Annotated in this window: 17 protein-coding genes; 5 read left to right on the top strand and 12 right to left on the bottom strand. The window is 64.8% G+C overall.

The genetic code is table 11. The annotated features are described in order from the left end of the window. Position 1: 1 nt before the first annotated feature. From AAF481_06940 to AAF481_06925, 4 genes are all read right to left on the bottom strand, one after another. Positions 2 to 2,137: a hypothetical protein gene (locus AAF481_06940; protein ID MEM7480893.1), complete on the bottom strand. Its 2,136-nt coding sequence runs from the start codon at positions 2,135 to 2,137 to the stop codon at positions 2 to 4. Continuing rightward, a complete protein-coding gene (gene rffA / locus AAF481_06935; protein ID MEM7480892.1) occupies positions 2,131 to 3,276 on the bottom strand; it encodes a dTDP-4-amino-4,6-dideoxygalactose transaminase in 1,146 nt (381 codons plus the stop codon). Before rffA ends, AAF481_06940 begins: the two co-directional genes overlap by 7 nt. A 65-nt stretch (positions 3,277 to 3,341) precedes the next feature. Continuing rightward, positions 3,342 to 4,088 (bottom strand): GNAT family N-acetyltransferase, encoded by a 747-nt coding sequence (locus AAF481_06930; GenBank protein ID MEM7480891.1) that lies wholly within the window; start codon positions 4,086 to 4,088, stop codon positions 3,342 to 3,344. A 42-nt stretch (positions 4,089 to 4,130) separates the two neighbouring features. Further along, positions 4,131 to 5,111, bottom strand: coding sequence for a glycosyltransferase family 2 protein (locus tag AAF481_06925; protein MEM7480890.1), 981 nt, complete (start codon positions 5,109 to 5,111; stop codon positions 4,131 to 4,133). Between the two features lie 221 nt (positions 5,112 to 5,332). Between AAF481_06925 and AAF481_06920 the strand changes: the two genes are divergently transcribed. From AAF481_06920 to AAF481_06910, 3 genes are read left to right on the top strand one after another with little or no spacing between them, the layout of a single operon-like run. Beyond that, positions 5,333 to 6,709: an FkbM family methyltransferase gene (locus tag AAF481_06920; protein ID MEM7480889.1), complete on the top strand. Its 1,377-nt coding sequence runs from the start codon at positions 5,333 to 5,335 to the stop codon at positions 6,707 to 6,709. Then, positions 6,706 to 8,910 carry a hypothetical protein gene (locus AAF481_06915; GenBank protein ID MEM7480888.1) on the top strand — a complete coding sequence of 735 codons (2,205 nt, stop codon included), beginning with the start codon at positions 6,706 to 6,708 and terminating at the stop codon, positions 8,908 to 8,910. Before AAF481_06920 ends, AAF481_06915 begins: the two co-directional genes overlap by 4 nt. Positions 8,911 to 8,919: 9 nt before the next feature. Continuing rightward, positions 8,920 to 10,320: a glycosyltransferase family 1 protein gene (locus AAF481_06910; GenBank protein MEM7480887.1), complete on the top strand. Its 1,401-nt coding sequence runs from the start codon at positions 8,920 to 8,922 to the stop codon at positions 10,318 to 10,320. Here AAF481_06910 and AAF481_06905 read toward each other — a convergent pair. Genes AAF481_06905 through AAF481_06875 form a run of 7 tightly spaced genes read right to left on the bottom strand, consistent with a single transcriptional unit; the run spans position 10,317 to position 15,908 of the window. Then, positions 10,317 to 11,021 carry an ABC transporter ATP-binding protein gene (locus AAF481_06905; GenBank protein ID MEM7480886.1) on the bottom strand — a complete coding sequence of 235 codons (705 nt, stop codon included), beginning with the start codon at positions 11,019 to 11,021 and terminating at the stop codon, positions 10,317 to 10,319. The genes AAF481_06910 and AAF481_06905 overlap by 4 nt on opposite strands. Positions 11,022 to 11,026: 5 nt before the next feature. After that, positions 11,027 to 11,830, bottom strand: a complete 804-nt coding sequence (locus AAF481_06900; GenBank protein MEM7480885.1) for an ABC transporter permease — start codon at positions 11,828 to 11,830, stop codon at positions 11,027 to 11,029. A gap of 12 nt (positions 11,831 to 11,842) precedes the next feature. Beyond that, on the bottom strand, positions 11,843 to 12,595 hold the full coding sequence (locus AAF481_06895; protein MEM7480884.1) for an SDR family oxidoreductase: 753 nt from the start codon (positions 12,593 to 12,595) through the stop codon (positions 11,843 to 11,845). Further along, on the bottom strand, positions 12,592 to 13,542 hold the full coding sequence (locus AAF481_06890; protein MEM7480883.1) for a phosphoglycerate dehydrogenase: 951 nt from the start codon (positions 13,540 to 13,542) through the stop codon (positions 12,592 to 12,594). Before AAF481_06890 ends, AAF481_06895 begins: the two co-directional genes overlap by 4 nt. Next, positions 13,539 to 14,216, bottom strand: coding sequence for an acylneuraminate cytidylyltransferase family protein (locus AAF481_06885; GenBank protein MEM7480882.1), 678 nt, complete (start codon positions 14,214 to 14,216; stop codon positions 13,539 to 13,541). Before AAF481_06885 ends, AAF481_06890 begins: the two co-directional genes overlap by 4 nt. A 10-nt stretch (positions 14,217 to 14,226) precedes the next feature. After that, complete coding sequence (locus tag AAF481_06880) at positions 14,227 to 14,859, bottom strand: cyclase family protein (protein ID MEM7480881.1); 633 nt, start codon at positions 14,857 to 14,859, stop codon at positions 14,227 to 14,229. Next, the gene (locus AAF481_06875; GenBank protein MEM7480880.1) at positions 14,856 to 15,908 is read right to left on the bottom strand and encodes a glycosyltransferase family A protein; all 1,053 of its coding nucleotides are present in this window, start codon (positions 15,906 to 15,908) and stop codon (positions 14,856 to 14,858) included. The genes AAF481_06880 and AAF481_06875 overlap by 4 nt, the downstream gene beginning before the upstream one ends. Before the next feature lie 144 nt (positions 15,909 to 16,052). Between AAF481_06875 and AAF481_06870 the strand changes: the two genes are divergently transcribed. Then, entirely contained in the window at positions 16,053 to 16,961 is a 909-nt protein-coding gene (locus AAF481_06870) for a 6-hydroxymethylpterin diphosphokinase MptE-like protein (protein MEM7480879.1), read from the top strand. A gap of 24 nt (positions 16,962 to 16,985) precedes the next feature. Next, the gene (locus tag AAF481_06865) at positions 16,986 to 18,746 is read left to right on the top strand and encodes an ATPase, T2SS/T4P/T4SS family (protein MEM7480878.1); all 1,761 of its coding nucleotides are present in this window, start codon (positions 16,986 to 16,988) and stop codon (positions 18,744 to 18,746) included. A gap of 333 nt (positions 18,747 to 19,079) precedes the next feature. Here the strand turns inward: AAF481_06865 and AAF481_06860 are convergent. Then, positions 19,080 to 20,058: hypothetical protein (locus tag AAF481_06860; GenBank protein MEM7480877.1), on the bottom strand; the 979-nt coding region annotated here is incomplete at its 5' end.

Raw genomic sequence — 20,058 nt, 5'->3', positions numbered from 1 at the left:
GCTAAGGGGAGGGGCGCTCTGCCCTCTCCGGCTCGATTCGCAGCCAGTCCACTCCCAATCCCACCCGCGGTCCCCGCTCCGCCTGTAGGCGGTGCAGCTCTGCCGCGTCGACTTCGAACAGCAAAGTGGTGTCGCTACCGGGTTCCACCTGTTCCCGGAAGAGTTGGCCCTGGTAGGTACCGGGGCCGGTCCTGCGCAGGGGAATCGGCTGTGCCGAGGCCTGCAGACGCAAGCTGTTCAACAGCTTGTCGGAAAGCCCATTGGCGATGCGCAGTTCGAGGCGGTAGGACCGCGGCTGTAGCGGAAGGTGCAGGGCCGCCCGCTCGTGCAGCATGAAGCGGTAGGTGATCCCCGAGTCGTTCTTGCGTAGCCCTCCCCAGCCCGCGCCGACCAAGCGGTCCTCGTCGAACTCGTAGGCGAGGTGCTCCAAAGATTCGCCAGCGGTCCGCCCGCTCGCCACCACCGGCGGGACCTTGAGGAATCGCGGGTGGCGGGCTCCCCCTTCCTCCAGCAGCGGTCCAGGGTGGTAGCTCAGGTCTCCCGGCTGCAGGGAATACCAGCGGGGCAGAGTTTCCAGCAGGGAGATCCGGCCGTCCCGATCCCGCTCGAAGACCAGCAACCGCTCATAGTCCACGTCCCAGGCGAGCTCAGGGTGCAACCAATCCGGCTCGATATGGTCGACTAGAGCACTCTCCCTCCCGAACTCGCACCGCTCGCCTCGCCTTGGAAAGAAGGGATAGCAAACCTGGGCGTTGAGCCCTTCCAAGCCATACAGGTACGTCAGCGCAGCGCGGAAGTAGCGGCTGTAGGGAAAAGACTGCGGAGAAATCGCCGCCGGATCGCCTTGGTCGATCAGGAGCAACAGCTCGACCTCCGGCTCGATTCTCGGAGCCGCGCGGAGAATGCCCGCGAGCACCCGCTGTTGGTTCCAGGACACCTCCGCGAAGGCGCGGTGCTGGGCCGTCAAGTGCACCGTGCCGAGCAGAACGCCCAAGCCCGACGCCACGGCGAAGAAAAGTCGTCCCCCGGGCAACCGGCGGGAGCAGACCCACCACAGGATGGCCGCCGCCATCAGCCCCCCGCCGACGGAAGGGAGAAACAGGGTTCGCCAGGTGGACGCCCGCACCTGGGTCGGCAAGTACATCAAGAAACCCAGCGCGACGATCGCCGACGCGGCGACCGCCACGAGCATCGAGAACCGCGCACCGCCTTTGGTTTTCGCATCCTTGCACGGCCCTAGAGCCGCCACCGCGAAGCCTGCCAATGCGGCGGATAGCAACCCGATCGCCAGGTCGCCCCAGCCTGCCGCCTTGAGGCTTTCGAAGGCCTCCACCCAACCGACCCACAGCACCCGGGCGTAGGCACCGCCCAGAGCGGCGAACATATTGGCCAAACGCTCGCCCCCTTGCTCGAAGGCCAGAATCTCGGCGTTGTAGGTCTCCACCCCGGAGGCGAAGACCAGAACATAGCGGCCGACCAGCAGCAGCAGCGTGCCGTACCACAAGAGCGAGGCCTTGAGGCCATCGGCCGCATGATTCTTTCCCAACGCCAGCAGCAGCAACGGCGCCGCCCAGGCCAGCGGGTAGCCCGCTTCGTAGACGAGCAAGGTGAAGGCCAGCAGGGCCAGGGTCGCCAGAGCCAGGCCGAGGCGAAATCGCCGGGCCAGTTGGAGCAGCCACCAGATGGCGACCATCAGGTACATCAAGTGACCATGAATCACCGTCGTGCGCAGGGTCATCTGCCCGGTATCCGCCGGATGGAGCACGAACAGCAGCGCCGCCGCCAGGGCGAAGGCCGGCTTCGCCCGCAACTCCCGCAAAACCAGAAACAGGGCCATCCCTTTGCCCCACATGTACACCAGATGCAGAAGATTCTGGCCGACGAAGGAGCCGGGCGTGAGCAGGAAAGGAAAATAGGTCTGCAGATAGCCCATCGGCCGCAGAATCTGCTCATAGAGCGCGAAGGGACTCATGCCCCGGCCGAAGCGGTCGAGGTAGAGCCACTCCTCCACGGTACCGCCGACGGTGAATCCGAAGGGTAGCCATAGGGCTCCGCAGAGTAGCGCCAGAACACCTGCCGGCAGACACCAGTCCTGACGCCACCACTCTTGAATCCGGTCGAGGACGCGCTTCAACACTTGAACTCGGAGATACAGTCGATCACGTAGGACTGGGATTCCGCATCGAGATCGTTGTAGAAGGGAAGCCTGAGCAGTCGTTCCGAGACATCCTTCGCGACCGGACACGGTCTCACCATGGGCCGGCCCGCCCAACTCTCGTGAAACTCGCCGAGATGAAGGGGAACGTAGTGAAAAACCGCCAGGATGCCGGCGGCTTTCAAGTGCTCGATGAGGGCCCGGCGCGCCTCCCGGGAAGGCAGCAGCAGATAGAACAGATGGTAGGCCTGCTGACAGTGCGGCGGCACCACCGGTAGGGTCGCACCCGCCCCTTTCGCCCACTCGTTGAGGCCCGCGAGATACTCCTCCCAAACGCCTTGACGGTGCTCCTGAATGGTCTCAGCGGCTTCCAATTGGGCATAGAGGTGGGCGGCCAGCAGATCGGCCAGGCCGTAGCTCGAGCCGACGTCCACCCAGGTGTAGCGGTCTACTTCGCCGCGAAAGAATCGGCTGCGATTCGTTCCTTTCTGCCGGATCACCTCCGCCCGGTCGACTAGCTTCGGATCGTGAATCATCAAAGCCCCGCCCTCGCCGCAGGAAATGTTCTTCGTCTCGTGGAAACTCAACGTGGCCAGCGACCCGAAGGTTCCCAGAGCCTTGCCCCGGTAGCTGCCGTACAGCCCGTGGGCATTGTCCTCGACGACCCCCAGGCCGTACCGACCGGCCAGTTCCATGATGCGAGACATCTCGCACCCCACCCCGCCATAGTGCACCGGAACGATCACCTTGGTGCGGTCGGTGATCGCGCCTTCAAGCAGGTCTTCGTCGAGATTCAGGGTATCCGCGCGAATATCCACGAAGACGGGGGTGGCCCCTCGCAGCACAAAGGCGTTCGCCGTGGAAGGAAAGGTGAACGCCGGCATGATCACCTCGTCGCCGGGACCACACTCCAGCAGCAGTGCGCACATTTCCAGCGCGTGGGTACAGGAGGTCGTCAGCAGAACCTTCGAAGCGCCGGTGTGTCGCTCGAGAAGCTTCTGGCAACGGACGGTGAAATCACCGTCCGCGGAAGTCGCTCCGCGCCGAACCGCCTGCTCCATGTAGCGGAGTTCGTTCCCCATCAACACGGGTCGATTGAAAGGAACTCTGTAAGTCGACACCACACCTCCTCCCGACCCACCACGGAGACCTCGCCCGATCCGGGCTCGAAGCCCTCAGCCGACCCTCAGGATTGAGAGTCTCGGCTCCAGCGGTGATACCAGACCTCCACGCCGATCGGGAAGATCCCGGCCCGCATGGCTACTCGCTGCGTTCTGAGATTCTGTCCTTGGGTCACGGTAAATACCCGCTCGGCGCCGGCATCGAAAAACCAGCGGATCCCGCGTTCCACGAGCACCTGCCCGAGACCACGAGCCTGGGCGACTGGGGCGACCGACAGCAGGTCGAACTCTCCCACGCCGTCCTGCAGGCGACCGGCGGTATAGCCCACAGGCTCGCCGGGGGCCCCGGCCACCAGCACGAATCCCGACTCGGCAGTGAACACGTTCTCGATCCACTGCTCATACAGCGCATCGCACAGGGTATCGGGGAAATTCGGATCGCGATAGAAACGCGAATGCCTGAAGGTATCGCGGGATAGCTCGCGCAGGCCCGGCAGATCTTCCTCGACGGCGGGACGAATCGAGATTCCCGGCGGCAAGTCCCGCGGTGAAAGCGAACGCGCTGCCTTGTCCGCCTCCATTCTCAGCCGGATGTCGACCAGCCGGAACCCCAGATCTTCGGCGACCCGGACGGTGCCCTGATCCGCCGATTCGGCTAGAAAGTACAGGCAATCCACCTTCTCCTCGTCGACCCGTTCGAGGATCTGCCGGCCGAGATCCGGGGTCAGCCGCTTCGCAACCACGCGGGCGATCCGACAGCCGAAGTGATCGCTGTCCCAGGCGAGGATCTCAACGAGACTTCTTACATCCATCTCGATCTCACAATCTTCAGGTGGGTCGCGCGCATGGTGGCTCTAGCCGGGATTCCTGACGGTGCCCTCTCCGCCGGAGACTTCGCGCGCCACATAAGGCGGACGATCCATCAGGCGGAAGTGCATGCGGGCCAGATACTCGCCGATCACTCCAAGCGCCAGCAGTTGAACTCCGGAGAGGATTGCGATGATCGAGGCGAGGAAGGGAAAGCCCGGCACCGAGCCACCCTCGATCACGTACCTGCCGACCACATAGACCAGCACCAGCCCGCCGAACAGCGAGAAGGCGAAACCCATCAAGCTGGCGGCCCGCAGGGGCCGGACCGAGAAGCCGGTCATCATGTTGAAGGCCACGCCCAGCAGCTTCGCCACCGTGTAGTTTGAGTGGCCCTGGCTGCGCGGCTCGTGGCGCACCGGTACGTGAGAAAACCGACTGGCTCCCCAGGTCAGCAAGGCATCCAGGCAGACGAAGGGACCGTTGTAGCCGGCGAAGCCGTTCCGCACGGAAGTGCGAAAGGCGCGGAACGAACTGGCGTGACGCCCATGTTCCACCCCCATGGCGGTCTTCAACACCATCCTGCTCACCAACGAGGCCAGGTTTCTCGGCAGATCGTGCTCCGGATCGATCGGCGGCCCGTAGACCACATCGAATCCCTCGGCGAGCCGCTCCAGCAGTCGAGGTACCTCCTCCGGAGGATGCTGGAGGTCGTCATCCATGGTCACGACCACCCGGAAGCGCGCCGCTCGGATGCCGCACAGCAGAGCGTTGTGCTGACCGAAATTCCTCACCAGGTCGATGCCCACAACCCACGGCTGGCTCGCCGCCAATTCCTCCACCTTTCGCCAGCTCCCGTCGCCGCTGCCGTCGTTCACCAGGATCAGCTCGAATCGCCTCGCCACCGTCGGCAACACGCGTCCCAGTCCCGCCACCAGATCGGCGAGGGAGTCTTCGCTATTGAAGACCGGAACCACGACGGACACCCCCTCCGGTAGACGATCCGGACGGGTAACGGGCTGAGACATTTCTACGATCTCTTCATCGAGGAAAGGAGAGTCGACACCGCCAGGCTGCAATGGGCTACGAACTGACCGATTCTACCACCGTGCGCAAGGAGCCCTGCTGCCTCGGGGATCCTCGAGGCGCTCGAGTGCGTGAAGCGTTTTCGCCCGCCAGGACTGGTCTTTTCAGGCCCCGGAAAGGCGCCGTGCCGCCCTCCGGGCCGGTGTTACGATGTCCGGCGGCGATGACCGACCCATCTCATGACTCGACCCCGATGACCGCGCGCTCGTTCAACGAACACGACGTCATTCTCAAATACTTTCAAGCCCACCCCCGGCCCGGGGTGATGCTCGACGTCGGTGCCATGCTCGGCAGCAGCTTTCAGGCCTTCACGGAGCTGGAATGGCAAATCTATGCCTTCGAGCCGGATCCGCAAAAGAACCTGCGCGAAGCGTTCCACGGCCAGCCCGAAGTTCACCTCTTCGACTGCGCCCTGTCCGACGAACCGGGCCAGGAGATTCCCTTCTTTTCCAGTCCCGAGAGCCAGGGCATCTCGACCCTCAAGCCCTTCCTGCCGTCGCATCGCGAAGTGGCCAAGGTCGAGGTCAAGACCCTGACCGAGGTCATGCGGGGGGAGAAACTCCGAAGGGTCGACTATCTCAAAGTCGACACGGAAGGATTCGACCTCAAGGTACTGCGGGGCTTCCCCTGGCGCCGACCAGGGTTCGACCTGCTGCGGAGAAGCTGCCGGCCGGAGATCGTGCTGTGCGAGTTCGACGACTACAAGTCCGCACAGCAACACTTCACCCACCAGGACCTCGGACAGTTCCTCCTCGCACAGGGCTACGAGGTCTACCTATCCGAGTGGCGTCCCATCGAAGAGTACGGTCGCCCCCATAGCTGGGTCTCGGTGCGCCTCTACCCGTGCGACTTGATCCACCCGCGGTCGTGGGGCAATTTCATTGCGGTGTCCCGGCGAAGTCATCCCGAGACCCTCCGGCGACTGCTCCTGGACGCGGCTGTTGCCGACCGCACCCGAATGCTGGAGACCCTCCTCCACCGGGATCAAGCGCTGGCCAATCTCAAAGGTCTCGAACGCACCATGAGGGAGCGGACCGCCGAGATCCATGATCTGAAGAGAGCAATCCACAAGCGGGACGAGACCATCGCCCAGCTCAAAGAGACCCTCAGCCAGAAGGACCAGGGGCTGGTCCGATTGACCGACACCCTGGAAGAGCGCAATGCGGGCATGGAACAGCGGCTCGAGTCCATTCACGACCTCCAGGAGGCCCTCCACCGGAAGGACGAGAGCCTGGCTCGCCTGAAGGAAACGGTGCAGGAGAAAGATCAAGGGCTGGAGCGCCTGAGGGTGAGCGTGGCGGAGCGCAACGCCGGCATGGAGAAACGACTGGCCGACATCCATGCCCTCAAGGAAGCCATCGGCCGCCGGGACGAGGTCCTGGACCGCCTGAAGGAATCCGTGCGCCAGAAAGACGAAGGACTGGCTCGCCTGCGGGAGGGTCTGGCCCAAAAGGACACCGCAATCGCCGAGTTGCGTGAGCGAATCGTGGAAAAGAACGAGACCCTACGGGAGCTCAAAGGAAGGCTCGACGGCAGATGAGTGATCTCGCTCCTCCCCGACCGCAGGAAGATCGCCACAACGTCATCCTGGTGGCCAACCCTTGTCACGCCACCCCGCCGGAACACGAATTCTGGGTGGCGGCCGCCGCCGCCGCCGCGGCGCGGGGCTGGCATTGGCTAGAGATCGCCACCCGAGCTCTGCCGGAAACCCCGCTCGCCCAGTCCGTATCGTTGCCGGCTCGGCTCAGCGATCTGTTTGCCAAGTTGCCCGCCCCGCCAAGGCGCTCCGAGGGACTCACTCCCCCTTGGATCTCCAGCGACTATCTGCGGATCCTGGAAGACTGGGAATACCGCCGCTGGAACCTCCCGGAACGCCTCCCGGCGACTCTCTTGGGGCTGCTGCGGTTGACCGACTTCGTCGAGGACGCCATGCGGCGCGCCCAGCCCGCAGTGGTGTTGACCACCAACAAGATCGACCACGGCGTCGCGCTGTTTCGCGAAGCGAGCCTCTACCGCAAGTTGTCGACGATGGTGGTGGAGCGCTCCCCCTTGGACAGCATCTGGCTGGAACCGAACGGGCTGTTCGCGGAGTCGGAGATCGGCCCGCGCTACCAGGCGGCGCCTGCTCGCGGTTCCGCCGAACTCACCTCGATCGGCGAGTCCTACATGGCGCGGGTGGTGGAGAATCCCCACGGCTTTCGCGCCGCCACCGGTCCCCGCAGCCTTCCCCGGTGGTTTTCCAAACTCAAGAAGCCGATTTTCTTTTTACCCATGGACAACGTGCTGTGGACCGGCTGGGAACAGCTAGACCATCCCATGCGCCAGGTCGACAACCCGCTCTATCCCAGTCCGCGGGCGGCGATCGAGGACCTCGTCGCCCACGCCCAGGCCCTCGGCGGATCGCTGGTGGTCAAGGGGCACCCGGCCTGCCTGGCGATCAGCGAAGCCACCCTACCGAGCGGCGCCCATTGGATCGAGGGAGACCTCCACGCCATTCTCACCGCCTCGGATGTGGTGGTGACCTTCAACACCAAGGTCGCCTTTCCCGCCCTCGCCCTCGGCCTGCCGGTGGTGACCCTCGCCCCCAACCCCGTGGCGGTCTGCGGGGCGACCTATCATTGCCTGGATCCCCACCGGGTGCGGTCCACCCTCGAGGCGGCGCTGGCCCGAGAAGGGCTCGCCGCCAAGCTCGAGCCCTTTCCTCCATTCGTCGGCTGGCTGGCGCAGGAGTGCTTCTACCCCTGCCGGCAAAACGACGGCACCGCGCACCAGAGGGGACCCGAGCAATTCGTCGACGACCTGATCGCGGCGGCCGGGGGGGCGGCAGAGCACCTCGACGCCGGCCAGTTCGAATCCCTGGCCCAGGACCTGAGAGAGCTCGCTGCCGTGGCTCCTCCCCGCAAGGCACCGCCGCCGCCCCTGACGCCGCCCCAGGAGGCACCGCGTGCGAAGGAACCGGCCCGGGAAGATACGGCCGCGACCAGGGCTTCCCCCTCCCTACCGGCCAAGGCGCTCGGCACCCTGCGGCAGCACGGGGTCCGCGAATTGAGCCGAAAGCTGATCCTGTGGGTTCTCCCCCGTCTGGGCAAGGGGGTTCTCACCAGGGGCGAGGCCACCCTTGCGCGCCTCGGCGTCAAGACCGATGAACTCAAGGCGAAGGTACCCCATCTGGTGCACTATCGCCGGCAGTGGTTTCCGGCGAGAGCGGTTCCCTACGAACGAATCTTCGGGCACATCTGGCAGAGTCCCCGGGCCGCCGACTCGCCGCTGACCGCCTCCGGCTGCTCGCCCCAGGAAGAAGCGCGTCTGCGGCAGCTGGCGGGGCGCTTCGACGGCCGCCGGGCGACGGTTCTGAGTGGTTCAGAGAGCGACCAAACCACCGAAGCCGAATCAACGCTCACCTTCGCCATTGACCGGCACTTTCCGGATCCACCGAAAGGAGAACCGGACTTCTACGTGACGGTGCAGCCGGCCCTCGCCCAGGAGGTCAGCGAACGGCTGAAGTCCAGCCAACAGACTCTCTTCTTCCTGCCCCAGCGGCTCTTTGGCCTGGTGCCGGCGAATTCCCGCTTGTTCTGGTTCGGCGACACCGCGGCCGCCCCGCCGGGGAAGGAGGATCCGCTGCCTCCTGCCAGCGCCGAAGCCGCCATAGGGGTGGCTAGGTTTCTGGGCTGTACGGGCCCCACCATCGACGCGCTTCCCGCCGAGGACGCCTCGAAGATCGCTTCAGGGAAAGGCTGAGGGTCCTTCATGGCCATCGTCATCGACTTCGACATCAAGCGGCTGGTCGACGCCAGCGTCACTCGCAAGCCCCACCAGGGCATCACCCGCTATGCCCTGCGGCTTTTTGAATCGCTCCGGGAGCTCGGCGACGAGGTGGTGGTGAATCCGGTCTACCTGCACCCCCTGGACCCCCAGCGCATCGGAGTCAAGAAGGCCGTTACGGAGACCTTCGGGCTGGATGCCGTTGCCAACCTGTTCGGTGAGAACGTCCAGACTCTCTGGGACCGCCAGTCCGTCGCCGGCTTCGGGCTGCGCCTGATCAACGGACTCGAGCGCCGCTTTGGCGGCGATCCGAACCGCCTATTCGGACGCGCCCTGGGATCCCTCCAGCGGAGCTTGGTCACGAGGAGTTTCGGTACCGCCGAAAGCTCTTCCATCGCAGGCCAGATCTTTCACTCGCCGGTCAATCCGCTGCCCCCTCGCCGCCTCACCGAGAGGCACGCGCGGGTGGTGACGGTACACGACTGCCTGTTTCTCAAGTTTCCGGAGTTGTACCCCAATCCCGGCCAGGTACCGGCGATCCGCCGGACCCTCGACAGCATCGACCCGCACAGCGACTTCGTCATCTGCGATTCCGAAAACAGCCGCCGGGATCTCCACAACTACCTCGAAATCGCCCAGGACCGAACCACCGTCGTCCCGCTGTCGGCGGATGCGCAGTTCTTTACACCCGACCTCGCCGAAGCCCAGCGCCGGCTCGCGGCCCTGGAGGTGACTCCCGGACACTATCTGTTGGCGCTGGCCCAGTCGGAGCCGCGCAAGAACATCCCGAAGATGGTCGAGGCCTACCTGCGGTTCCGAAACGAAAGCCGACCGCGACCGGCCGCGCCTGGGCCGGCCGCGCCTGAGCCGGCCGCGCCTGGGCCGGCCGCGCCTGGGCCAGCCGCGACGCAACCAGCGGAGCTTCCGGACCTGGTCCTGGTCACCTGGGAGAGCCACCGACGCCGCCTGCTGGCGACGCTGCGGGAGGAGGGGCTTCTGAGCGACACCATCAAAATCCTCACCGAGGTCGACGACGCGGCCCTGTCGGGCCTTTATGCCCTGGCCACGGCGCTAGTCTACGCGCCCCTCTACGAGGGCTTCGGCATTCCCCCGCTGGAAGCCATGGCCGCCGGTTGCCCGGTGATCGTGGCCGACAACAGCTCTTTGCCGGAAGTGGTGGGAGACGCCGGAGTCTATGTCGACGCGGAAGATACCGCCGATATCGCTCGTGCGATCCAAGCCCTCGCCCGGGATCCGAATCGGCGTCGGGGACTCTCCGAGAAGGGCCGCGCCCGCGCCGCGCAGTTCTCGTGGCGCAGGACCGCCGAGATGACCGTCGACTTCTATCGCGAGATGCTCGCCCGCTCCTCGAAGGAGTGTAGCTAGGTCTTCGAAAGCGAGCGTTGGTAGGCGTCGAGTACCGCTTCGACCTGGCCGCTCGCCTGGGTGCATCCCCCTTCGATCCACACCACCCGATCGCACAGCGTGCGAATGGTCTCGGCGCTGTGGGAGACCAGTACCACCGTGTGGTCCGAGAGGATCTTCTGACGCATCATCGCCGTAGACTTGGCAACGAACTCAGCGTCCCCCACTCCCAGCACTTCGTCGACCAGGAGAACGTCCGGATCGACATGGAAGGCGGTGGAGAACCCGAGGCGGGCCTGCATGCCGGAAGAATAGGTCTGCACCGGCTCGTCGATGAACTCTTCGAGTTCGGCAAATTCGATGATCGCCGGCAGTTTGCGCAGCAGCTCCTTGCGCTCCATACCGAGGAGCATGCCGCTCAAGATGGCGTTCTCCCGACCGGTCAGGTAAGGAACGAAGCCCACTTTGAGCGACAGCAGGGTGGCGCGGCATCCGTAGTTGGCATAGCGGCCCCGGTCGGGCCGGATGATGCCCGCCAGCAGCCGCAGCAGGGTGCTCTTGCCGGCGCCGTTGCGGCCGATGACGCCAAGGGTTTCGCCGCTCGAAACGTCGAGGGAAATGTTCTTGAGCGCCCAGTGTTTCTCCCGCCGACGAGAGACGAGATGGCCCGCGGGTCCATAGTAGACGCCGGCGTGTTGGAGGCTGAGGAGTTTCTTGCCCATCGAAGTCAACGACTCAGCTTCGGGTACACGAACTCGAAACGCCGGATCAGCCGCTCGGCGAGGAACAAAACCACCGCGCTGCACGCGCCGATCCACAGCAGCGCTTCAAAATCCGGCCACTGCCTGTGCAGCAGAATCTCGCGGTACGCCTCGGTCAACCAGGTGAGAGGGTTGAGGCGCAGTAAAGACTCGGCCTTGCCGCCCAGCACATCGATGTCGTGAAAGATGCCCGAGACAAAGAAGAGCAAGCGCAGAAAATTGTCCAGCAACACCCGCAGGTCGGGAACGAACGGGGTGACAGCGGCCGCCAACAAGGTCAGTCCCCCCACCAACAGCCCCTGCACCAGAATCACCGCCACCAGCGCGAGGTACTGAGGACCTGGCGCAAATCCCATCAGCCAGAGAAACGCGATCAGCAGGGCAAAGACCACCAAGAATTTGAAGGTGTTGCTGGCCAGGGTGACCAACGGAAGGACCACCTTCGGCAGATACACCTGTTTCATCAAGGCGCGCGACTGGATCAACGCGCTGGACCCGTGGGTGATGCTGGTGGAGAACCAGCGCCAGGGGATCAACCCGATGATCAGAAACAGGCCAAAATTCGCCGTCCCCTGGCGGAACAGGTACTCGAACACGAAGTAGTAAACGCTCATCGAGAGCACCGGTTCCACCACCCACCAGACGTAGCCGAAGTACGTCCGGGACGCCTCGGCCCGCAGTTCAGTATAGGTCTTGTACAGGATGAGGGCGAAGTAGCGGCGGAAGGTGCCCGGCCGGCGCCCGGCGGTGGCTGTGGCTAGGTCAGCCATCGGTGCGCTTCCTCACTCGGTGCTCAACCGCGCCGTCGCCCCGCCATCGACCACCAGCGTCTGGCCGGTGATGAAACCGGAGCGTGCAGTGTCGGCTAGGAAGAGGACCGCCTGAGCAATCTCTTCGGAAGAGCCGATGCGGCCGGCGACGGTACGGCTCGCCAGCTGACGTTTACCCTCGGCGAGGGTCGCGGCGGTGAGGTGACCTCGGGACAGGCCGGCCTCGAGCATCGGCGTATCGACCGCCCCCGGCAGCACCGCATTGACGCGCACACGGCGCGGGGCGAGTTCCACCGCGAGGGCACGGGTGAGGGCCACCAAGCCTCCCTTGCTGGCGGCATAGGCGGCCATCGAAACGGAGGTGGCGAGGGCGTGGACCGAGGCCACGTTGACCACCGCTCCGCCATTCGATGCCAGCAGCGGGCAGACCTCGCGGACGAGCAAAAACGGGGCCCGCAGGTTGATTTCCATCACCTCGTCCCAGGCTTCGTCAGAGGTCTCCTCGAGCGGCGCCGCCACCTGGATGGCGGCGTTGTTGACCAGCAGATCGAGGCGGCCCTCCTCGCCCGCCACCGACGCGGCGAGGGAGCGAACGTCTTGGGGGTCTCGCAGGTTGGCGCTCCACCAGCGGCCCCCTTCTGGCACCGCCTCGGCGGGCCGACGATCCACCGCGACGACCCGCCACCCTTCGCCGGCCAGCAGGGCCGAAATCGCCGCGCCAATGCCCCGGGCCGCACCGGTCACCAGGGCCACCGGCGAACTCACGGCTCGATCCCCAGGCCGCGCAGCAGATTGTCGATGGAGAGCCGATTGACCCGCTGAACCGCCTCTAGCGTGTTCGAGGCGTTGTGGCTGCCCAAGATCACGCCGTCGAGGTCGCGCAGCGGGCTGCCGGCGGGCAGCGGCTCCTGCTCGAAGACGTCGAGGGCGGCACCGGCCAGATGCCGGCTTCGCAGGGCCTCCGCCATGGCCACCTCATCGACCAGCGGACCGCGCCCGGTGTTGATCAGATAGGCCCCCGGCCGCATCCGCGCCAGGGCGGCCCGGTCGATCAAATGGTGAGTCGCCGGGGTGAGAGGGCAGTGGAGCGAAACAAAATCGCTCTCCGCCAGCAGCTCGTCGAGGGAGAGCACCGACAGGCCGGTTTCGCGCCGAAACTCGGCGTCGATCTCGGCGGTGTCAAAGCCGCACACCTCCATGCCGACGGCACAACCCCGACGCACCACCGCCCGGCCGATGCTGCCGACGCCGATCACCCCCAGCCGCTTGCCCCGCAAAGACCTTCCCTGGGGTTTGCTCCAGCCGCCTTGGCGCACCGAGCGGTCGATCTCGTGGAGGCGCCGGGCGAGCAAGACGAGGTACCCGATCACCACATCGGCGACTTCGTCGGCGAAGGCATCCGGCGTGTTGAAGACGGCGATCCCGAGGCGCCGAGCGGCTTCCCGATCGATACCGTCGACCCCGACCCCCCACTTCGAAACCACCCGCAGGCGCGGCCGACCGGATTCCAGAACGGCGGCGGTGAATTCGTCGTCACCGGCGATGACGCCGTCGAACCGGCCGATGATCGGCAGCAGCTCGGCGGCCAGCATCTGCTGCTCTACCTCCGGCGCCTCCACCGCGATGCCGTGATCGTCGAACAGGCCGCGGAATCGGTCGAGGTGTCGCTGCAGGTGAAGGCAGAGAATGAGCGCGCGCTTCTCCACGGTCATCCCTTCGGGTTCCGGCTGAACAGGAACTCGGCAACGTCGAAATCGATTTCCTCATCGATGTCCCAGGCCTCGTTGCGCGGCACCTCGAACAGCATCGGGCGGTCGCCGATCCGGTTGTGGCGCCGCAACAGGGTATCGCGGTCGAAAACGTAGAAGCAGGAGTTTTCCTCGTAAACGGGAGGAAGATCCTGGGTGCGCAGCAGGATCGCCGGGTTGTGGTTGATCGGTCGGGCCAGAGGATCCCACAGCCGAGTCTGGAGGCGGGTGACGCCGAACAGCGAGTCATAGGTGGGATAAACGTCCAGAAAGCCGGTGAGGGCCCGCTCCAAGGTGTCGGCCCGCAGCAGCGGGTTGGTGCTGTGGGTCTGCAGATAGAGCTCCGACTCGACCTGCGCGGTGGTGTTCAGCAGCACGTCGTTCATCGGCGTTTCGCCATCTCGCAGGTGCTCCGGTCGCTCGAGGAGCGTCACCGAGGGAAACAGCCGCGCCGCTTCTTCGAGCATCGGCGAGCTGTCGGAATCGATCACCACGCGATCGATCGCGCCACAGGCCAGCAGGGTCTCGACGATGCGGTGGTACAGCGGCCGTCCGGCGAAGGAGCGGTAGTTCTTGCCGGGCACTCGCTCGCTGTCGTGGCGCATGGGGACAATGGCCGCCACTCGAGGTTTCGTCATGATCTGTTCTCTAGGGGTCGAGAGGGCGAAGGATGGCTCGGGCCGGCGCCGCCTCGGTGCCGATCAGGGATAACGGAAGGCAGGTCAGGTCGTAGGGACCGGGCTTCACCGCCGACAGGTTGACACTCTCCAGCAGCACCACGCCGGCGCGCAGCAGAACCCGGTGGGTCTCCGGCCCGTCGGCGAATCGCTGCACCGACAGATAGTCGATGCCGAAGAGGCGAATGCCGCGTTCGACGATCCAGTGGGCGCCTGCCAGGGAAAGGGCGGCGAAGTCTTTCCGAAACTCCCCCGGATGCTCGCTCCAAAGGGCCGAGTTCGGAGTCCGCAACAGCAACCGTTCGATCCCCGGCGGCAGGCTCAAGGCGTCGAGTTCCGTCGGACCGATGTCGCCCTGGGTTGGCACTTCGGCCACCCAGGCGCGGCCGACGAGGGTTTCCAGCGCAATCTCTTCGACCGTCGCGCCGTCGGCGAGGAAGTGCCGCGGAGCGTCGATGTGGGTGCCGGTGTGAAGATCCATGGCGAGCAGCGAAACGTTGGCATCGGAGTCACATCCGAGGGCTGCCAGTGAGGAAATCCGGTATCCCGGACTCCCCGGCCACAGGGGAAGCCCGGCGTCGAGGGGGACGGAGATGTCGATCATTCCCGCGCCAGGGTCCGGATCTCCGACCGCTCGGGCAACGACTTGGTCTTACCGCTTTGCGAACCGGTCAGAACATAGTCGACCGGAGTGGCGTCGGGCCGCCGGGGCTCCGGCTCGATTCGTCGCGGAGCCGTTGCCGGCGGATAGTAGAACCGCATGCGCAGCTGCTCACTGACCTCATCGGGTTGACGAAAACCCCAATAGGTACCCCAGAACTGGAGAACCCGAAAGCGAGCGACGTCGAACAAGTTGCCGAACAGCCGGCCGGCGCGCGCCGCCGCCACCCAATCGCTCCAGATATTGTGGCTCGCCAGGCGCAGAAAACTGCCGAAGGAGAAACGGGAATCCGAGTAGATGGCATTCAAGGCCATCGCCTCCCGCTCGTAGCGGCGGAAGATCTGCGCCGAGGTTTCCTCGTGCACGTGGATGATCTCGGCTTCGGCGACATAGGCGATTCGGTAGCCTTGGGCTAGAGCCTGCTTGCCCCAGGCGAGATCTTCGAGGCCGGTGAGGCTCTCGTCGTAGGGGATCTCCTGCCACACCGAACGCCGAATAGCGGCGTTCGCATTGTTGCAGAAGGGATCGCTCTGCCAGGGATCCGAGGTCTCCGGGAACCAGCCTCTAAAAATCCGCTCTTCCGAAAAGCGGGTCTGTTCGTTGCCGCGCTGCTTGCCGTAGGTCAACGCCACCTGAGAATCTTCGAAGGGGGCGATCAACCGTTCCAGCCAGTCCCGATAGGTGGGGAAAACATGGGCGCTGGCGAGCACCACGATGTCGGCGCGAGCGGCATGAATGCCGGCGTTGAGAGAGAAGCCGAAAGAAAAGTCTTCTTTCCGAATCCGCACGAGATCTATGGGATAATGACCTGCAACTTCGACGGTACGATCGGTCGAGCCGGAATCGACCACCACGATCTGTACATCGTCGATGGTCTGCTCCATGATGCCCCTGAGCAACCTGCCGATATGGCGCTCCTCGTTGTAGCAGCGAACAACGACGGAGCAGCGGGGCTTCTTGGATTCTGGGTCCGTTTCGGTGCAGAGGGTCATACCAGAGGGTGCGGTCCCGGGATTATGGATGTCACTCGATTCGTCGGAGGATGGTAAAGATTCCTGACCTGCCAACCCTAGCAGATCTCCCGAGCGCCGTAGGCTTTTCGACGGTGCCGACCTTCCGACCGACCCATCTGGCCGATGCGACATTTTTTCGCCCGTAGTTGGAACCGCGTCCGCTCGTCGCGATTGCGGACGTTCTACGAACGCCTCCCGCCCGCCACCAAGGCGCTGTACCGGCAGGCGTCCCACTGGCCGGCGACGGCCGCCTGGCGACGCAGCCCGATGGGCCAGGCTCATGCCGTCCGCGTGCTCGCTCCCCGACGCAACCAATACTCCGGGCGGCGCGCGGTCATCATGGGCAATGGTCCCAGCCTCCGAAAGACGGACTGGAGCAAGGTGCGCGACGAGTTCACCTTCGGCACCAACAGGATCTACTTGCTGAAGGAGGAGATGGGCTTCTCTCCTTCGGTCTACTGCTGCGTGAACAGCCTGGTTCTCGAGCAGTTCCATCGCGAAATGATCGACCTGCCGGGCCTCAAGCTGCTCGACTGGCGAGCGGGACGGCGATTCGTCCCTCCGGATTCCCAAACGGTCTTCCTGCCGGAGGCTCCGTCGATGCGCTTCCATCGCGACCTGCTGACCGGCTGGACCCTCGGCTACACGGTGACCATGGCCGCCCTCCAAGCCGCCTTCTACCTCGGCTTCCAGACGGTCATCCTGATCGGCGTGGATCACCGTTTCGGCACCCGCGGTCCGGCGATGCGGGAGGTTCGCCTAGAGGGCGAGGACCGCGACCACTTCGCCCCGGACTACTTCGGCTATGGCGTTCGCTGGCACTTGCCCAACCTCGCCGGTTCGGAGCGCTTCTACGAAGCGGCAAGATCGGCCTATGTCGCCGAGGGCCGCCAGATCCTCGACGCCACCGATGGAGGAGCGTTGGAGGTGTTTCCGAAGATGTCCCTGGAGGAGGCGCTACACCGCTCGGCCCCGGCTCGCGATGGCCACGCCCTGCAGGCATCCGCCCAGCCGGTGCAGAGAGCGCTCTAACGCTCCTGCTATGCTGGATTTCTCATGAGCCTCACGCCGGATCTCGTCGCCGACATTCTGGTTCGCCAGAGCCGGATCTCGCCCGAGCATGGGCAGCAGATCAAGACCGAAGCGAAGCTGCTGCCGAACCGCCTGCGGTCCGCCAAAAGCTACGAACAGAAGGCCTTTGCCTACGACCTGGTACAGCGCCTCAAGCTGCGCGACCAGACGAGCGGCAGCCAGCTCGGCGAGCAGGAAATCGCCGAGGCGATCGCCGCCGACGCGGGCCTCGATCACGTGCGCATCGACGCCCTCGGCCTCGACGCGGATCTGATTGAAAACAAGATGTCGCGGCCCTTCGCCAAACGGCACCGCATGCTTCCCCTGGCGATGACCAACGGCCGCCTGCGGCTGGCCTGCGCCAACCCCTACGACATCGAAGGATTGGACTCCTTCCGGCGCCTCGCCGGCCGGGAGATCGAAGTGGTGGTGGCCTCGGAGCCGGACATCTTGAAGGCGATCACCGAGTTCTACGGCCTGCGCCATTCGGTAAAGCGGGCGGAGCGGGATCTGCGCGGCGGGATCGATCTGGGCAATCTCGAACAGCTCGTCCGCATGAAGAGCGACACGGAGATCGAGTCCAGCGACCAGCATGTGGTCAACGCCGTGGAGTTCATGCTGCAACACGCTTTCGACTCGCGGGCGAGCGACATCCACGTCGAACCAAAGCGCGACGAGAGCCTCATCCGCTTCCGCATCGACGGTGTGCTGCACGACATCCAGAAGATGCCGGGGGTGGTGCACAAAGCAGTGGTCAGCCGCATCAAGACCATGTCGCGGCTGGACATCGCCGAAAAGCGGCGGCCACAGGACGGCCGGGTGAAGACCCTGCGCGACGGTCGGGAGGTCGAACTACGGACCTCGACGCTGCCAGTGGCCTTCGGCGAAAAGGCGGTGATGCGCATTTTCGACCCGGAGATCCTCACCCAGGAACTGTCGGGATTGGGCTTCTACTCGGAAGAATTGCTCCTCTTCGAGGAGTTCATCAGCCGGCCCCACGGCATCATCCTGGTCACCGGACCGACGGGCTCCGGCAAAACCACCACCCTCTACTCGGCATTGAGCCAGATCGGCAACTCCGAGATCAACATCACCACCATCGAAGATCCCATCGAGATGGTGCACGAAGCCTTCAACCAGACGGCCGTCCAGCCGAAGGCCGGAGTGACCTTTTCGGCTGCCCTGCGGCACATCCTGCGCCAGGATCCGGACGTCATCATGGTCGGGGAGATCCGCGACCCGGAAACGGCGCAGTACGCGATCCAGGCCGCCTTGACGGGCCACCTGGTGCTCTCCACCCTGCACACCAACGATGCCGCTTCGTCGATCTCCCGCCTGGCCGATCTCGGCGTGGAACACTTCCTGATCAGCTCAACGCTGATCGGCACCATGGCCCAGCGGCTGATGCGCAAGATCTGCCCGCACTGCATCGCGGACCGCCACCTGACCAACGAAGAGGTCGCCAGCCTGCGCTTGACGGTGCCGGAGAACCGCCGCGTGCGGGTCAAAGAAGGCTCCGGTTGCTTCGAGTGCCGCGGCACCGGCTACCTCGGCCGCACGGGGATTTTCGAGATTCTACCGATCGACGAGAAGGTCCAGGAACTGATCATCGCCGGAACTGACTCCGCCGAGATCAAGCGCGACTCGGTCCAGCGCGGCATGAAAACCCTCCGCCAAGCCGCCCTGCGCAAACTCGCCGAGGGCCAGACCACGGTCGAAGAGGTCATTCGCGTCATTGGGCTCTAGCAGCCTACCGAAGATGCGCTCTGCGCATGATTTCAGCGCTTGTCAGAGCTGTCCTATCTAGGGGCCTGGGCGCCCAGTGCCGTCGAATTCCCACCACCGACATTCGGGTGGCACCGAGCGATTCAGCACCACCACCGACCTTCGGGCGGCACCACCACCGACCTTCGGGCGGCACCACCACCGACCTTGCACCACCGAGCACCACCACCACCGACATTCCACCACCGACATTCGGGTGGCACCGGGCGGATCAGGCGATTCAGTGCCGGCCATAAGAAAACGGCGGGCCCCGTCCGGGACCCGCCGCCTGGCAACGACTGCTGACTCTATACCTTAGGGGGAGTCGAGCCAGAAATCGTAGCTACCACCACCGGAATACGATTCGATCATCCAGATGTAGTAGCCGGAACTGCCGTTGTAGTTGATCTCTTCGGACGAGCCGCTTTCCCAAGACCCGTCCACTCGCGACCAACCGTTGCCGTTCCAGCGGTAGAGCTCGAGCTCGAAGTCCGATCCAGCGGGACCTTCGAGGACACCGCGATGGGTGCCGGCATTGGCGTAGTAGTAGGTGCCATCCGGATGCAGGTCGTAGTCACCGGAATTCTTCAGGCTTCCGTTGTAGTGATCGCAGCCGGGGCAGGGGTGCTGCACCGGCGGATCGCAGGAATAGGTGATCTCCACGAAGCGCAGGCAGAAGAACTCATTGCTACCGCCGTAGAGATTGGTCACCCGGAACCGCACTTGGGTGTTGGCCGAAATGTGGCCGGAAATGTCGAAGGTACGGCTCTCCTCCACCGCCCCCGAGATGCCGGTGATCACCTCCAACACCGTCCAGGTCGCGCCACCGTCGTTCGACACCTCGACCGTCACCGCATCGCTCGGATCGACCCCGTGACCGGTGTCGAAGGCGAAGCGTAGCGTCGCCGACTGGGCGCCGTCCAGGTTGACCTGGCGCGCGATGCTCGGCTCGGTGCCGGTATCCGGCTGATCGTTCAGGAACAGGAACCCGTTGTCGATCCACACGTTGCCGGAGTTCGGACCCGCGCCCGCCACGTCGTCCTCGATCCACGGACCGTCCCAGCTGTCGGGACCGTCGTTGTTCGAGTACGACCGCTGCTTGAACGAGTCCTTCACTTTGCCGTCGCCGGCGCAGACCGGCTCGCAGTCAAAGCCCAGGTCGACATTGAAGTCACCCTGGCCGGTCACCTCCAGCTTCGGTCCGGCGGTCGGCTGGGAGGTGACGTTCCAGTCGAACCAGCCGGAGGCGCCGAAGGCGACGTTCTTGTTGTTGGCGCCGGCGCCGACCTGGAAA

The organism is Acidobacteriota bacterium, from assembly GCA_039030395.1.
GTDB lineage: Bacteria > Acidobacteriota > Thermoanaerobaculia > Multivoradales > JBCCEF01 > JBCCEF01.
The sequence above is the reverse complement of the archived record's forward strand: the minus strand, read 5'-3'. Positions and strand labels throughout refer to the sequence as shown.

Excerpts from the sequence above, each read along its gene's own strand:
- AAF481_06930 (MEM7480891.1), bottom strand. The coding sequence starts at position 4,088 with ATGGATGTAAGAAGTCTCGTTGAGATCCTCGCCTGGGACAGCGATCAC.
- AAF481_06925 (MEM7480890.1), bottom strand. The coding sequence starts at position 5,111 with ATGTCTCAGCCCGTTACCCGTCCGGATCGTCTACCGGAGGGGGTGTCC.
- AAF481_06920 (MEM7480889.1), top strand. The coding sequence starts at position 5,333 with ATGACCGACCCATCTCATGACTCGACCCCGATGACCGCGCGCTCGTTC.
- AAF481_06915 (MEM7480888.1), top strand. The coding sequence starts at position 6,706 with ATGAGTGATCTCGCTCCTCCCCGACCGCAGGAAGATCGCCACAACGTC.
- AAF481_06910 (MEM7480887.1), top strand. The coding sequence starts at position 8,920 with ATGGCCATCGTCATCGACTTCGACATCAAGCGGCTGGTCGACGCCAGC.
- AAF481_06905 (MEM7480886.1), bottom strand. The coding sequence starts at position 11,021 with ATGGGCAAGAAACTCCTCAGCCTCCAACACGCCGGCGTCTACTATGGA.
- AAF481_06900 (MEM7480885.1), bottom strand. The coding sequence starts at position 11,830 with ATGGCTGACCTAGCCACAGCCACCGCCGGGCGCCGGCCGGGCACCTTC.
- AAF481_06890 (MEM7480883.1), bottom strand. The coding sequence starts at position 13,542 with ATGACCGTGGAGAAGCGCGCGCTCATTCTCTGCCTTCACCTGCAGCGA.
- AAF481_06885 (MEM7480882.1), bottom strand. The coding sequence starts at position 14,216 with ATGACGAAACCTCGAGTGGCGGCCATTGTCCCCATGCGCCACGACAGC.
- AAF481_06880 (MEM7480881.1), bottom strand. The coding sequence starts at position 14,859 with ATGATCGACATCTCCGTCCCCCTCGACGCCGGGCTTCCCCTGTGGCCG.
- AAF481_06875 (MEM7480880.1), bottom strand. The coding sequence starts at position 15,908 with ATGACCCTCTGCACCGAAACGGACCCAGAATCCAAGAAGCCCCGCTGC.
- AAF481_06870 (MEM7480879.1), top strand. The coding sequence starts at position 16,053 with ATGCGACATTTTTTCGCCCGTAGTTGGAACCGCGTCCGCTCGTCGCGA.
- AAF481_06865 (MEM7480878.1), top strand. The coding sequence starts at position 16,986 with ATGAGCCTCACGCCGGATCTCGTCGCCGACATTCTGGTTCGCCAGAGC.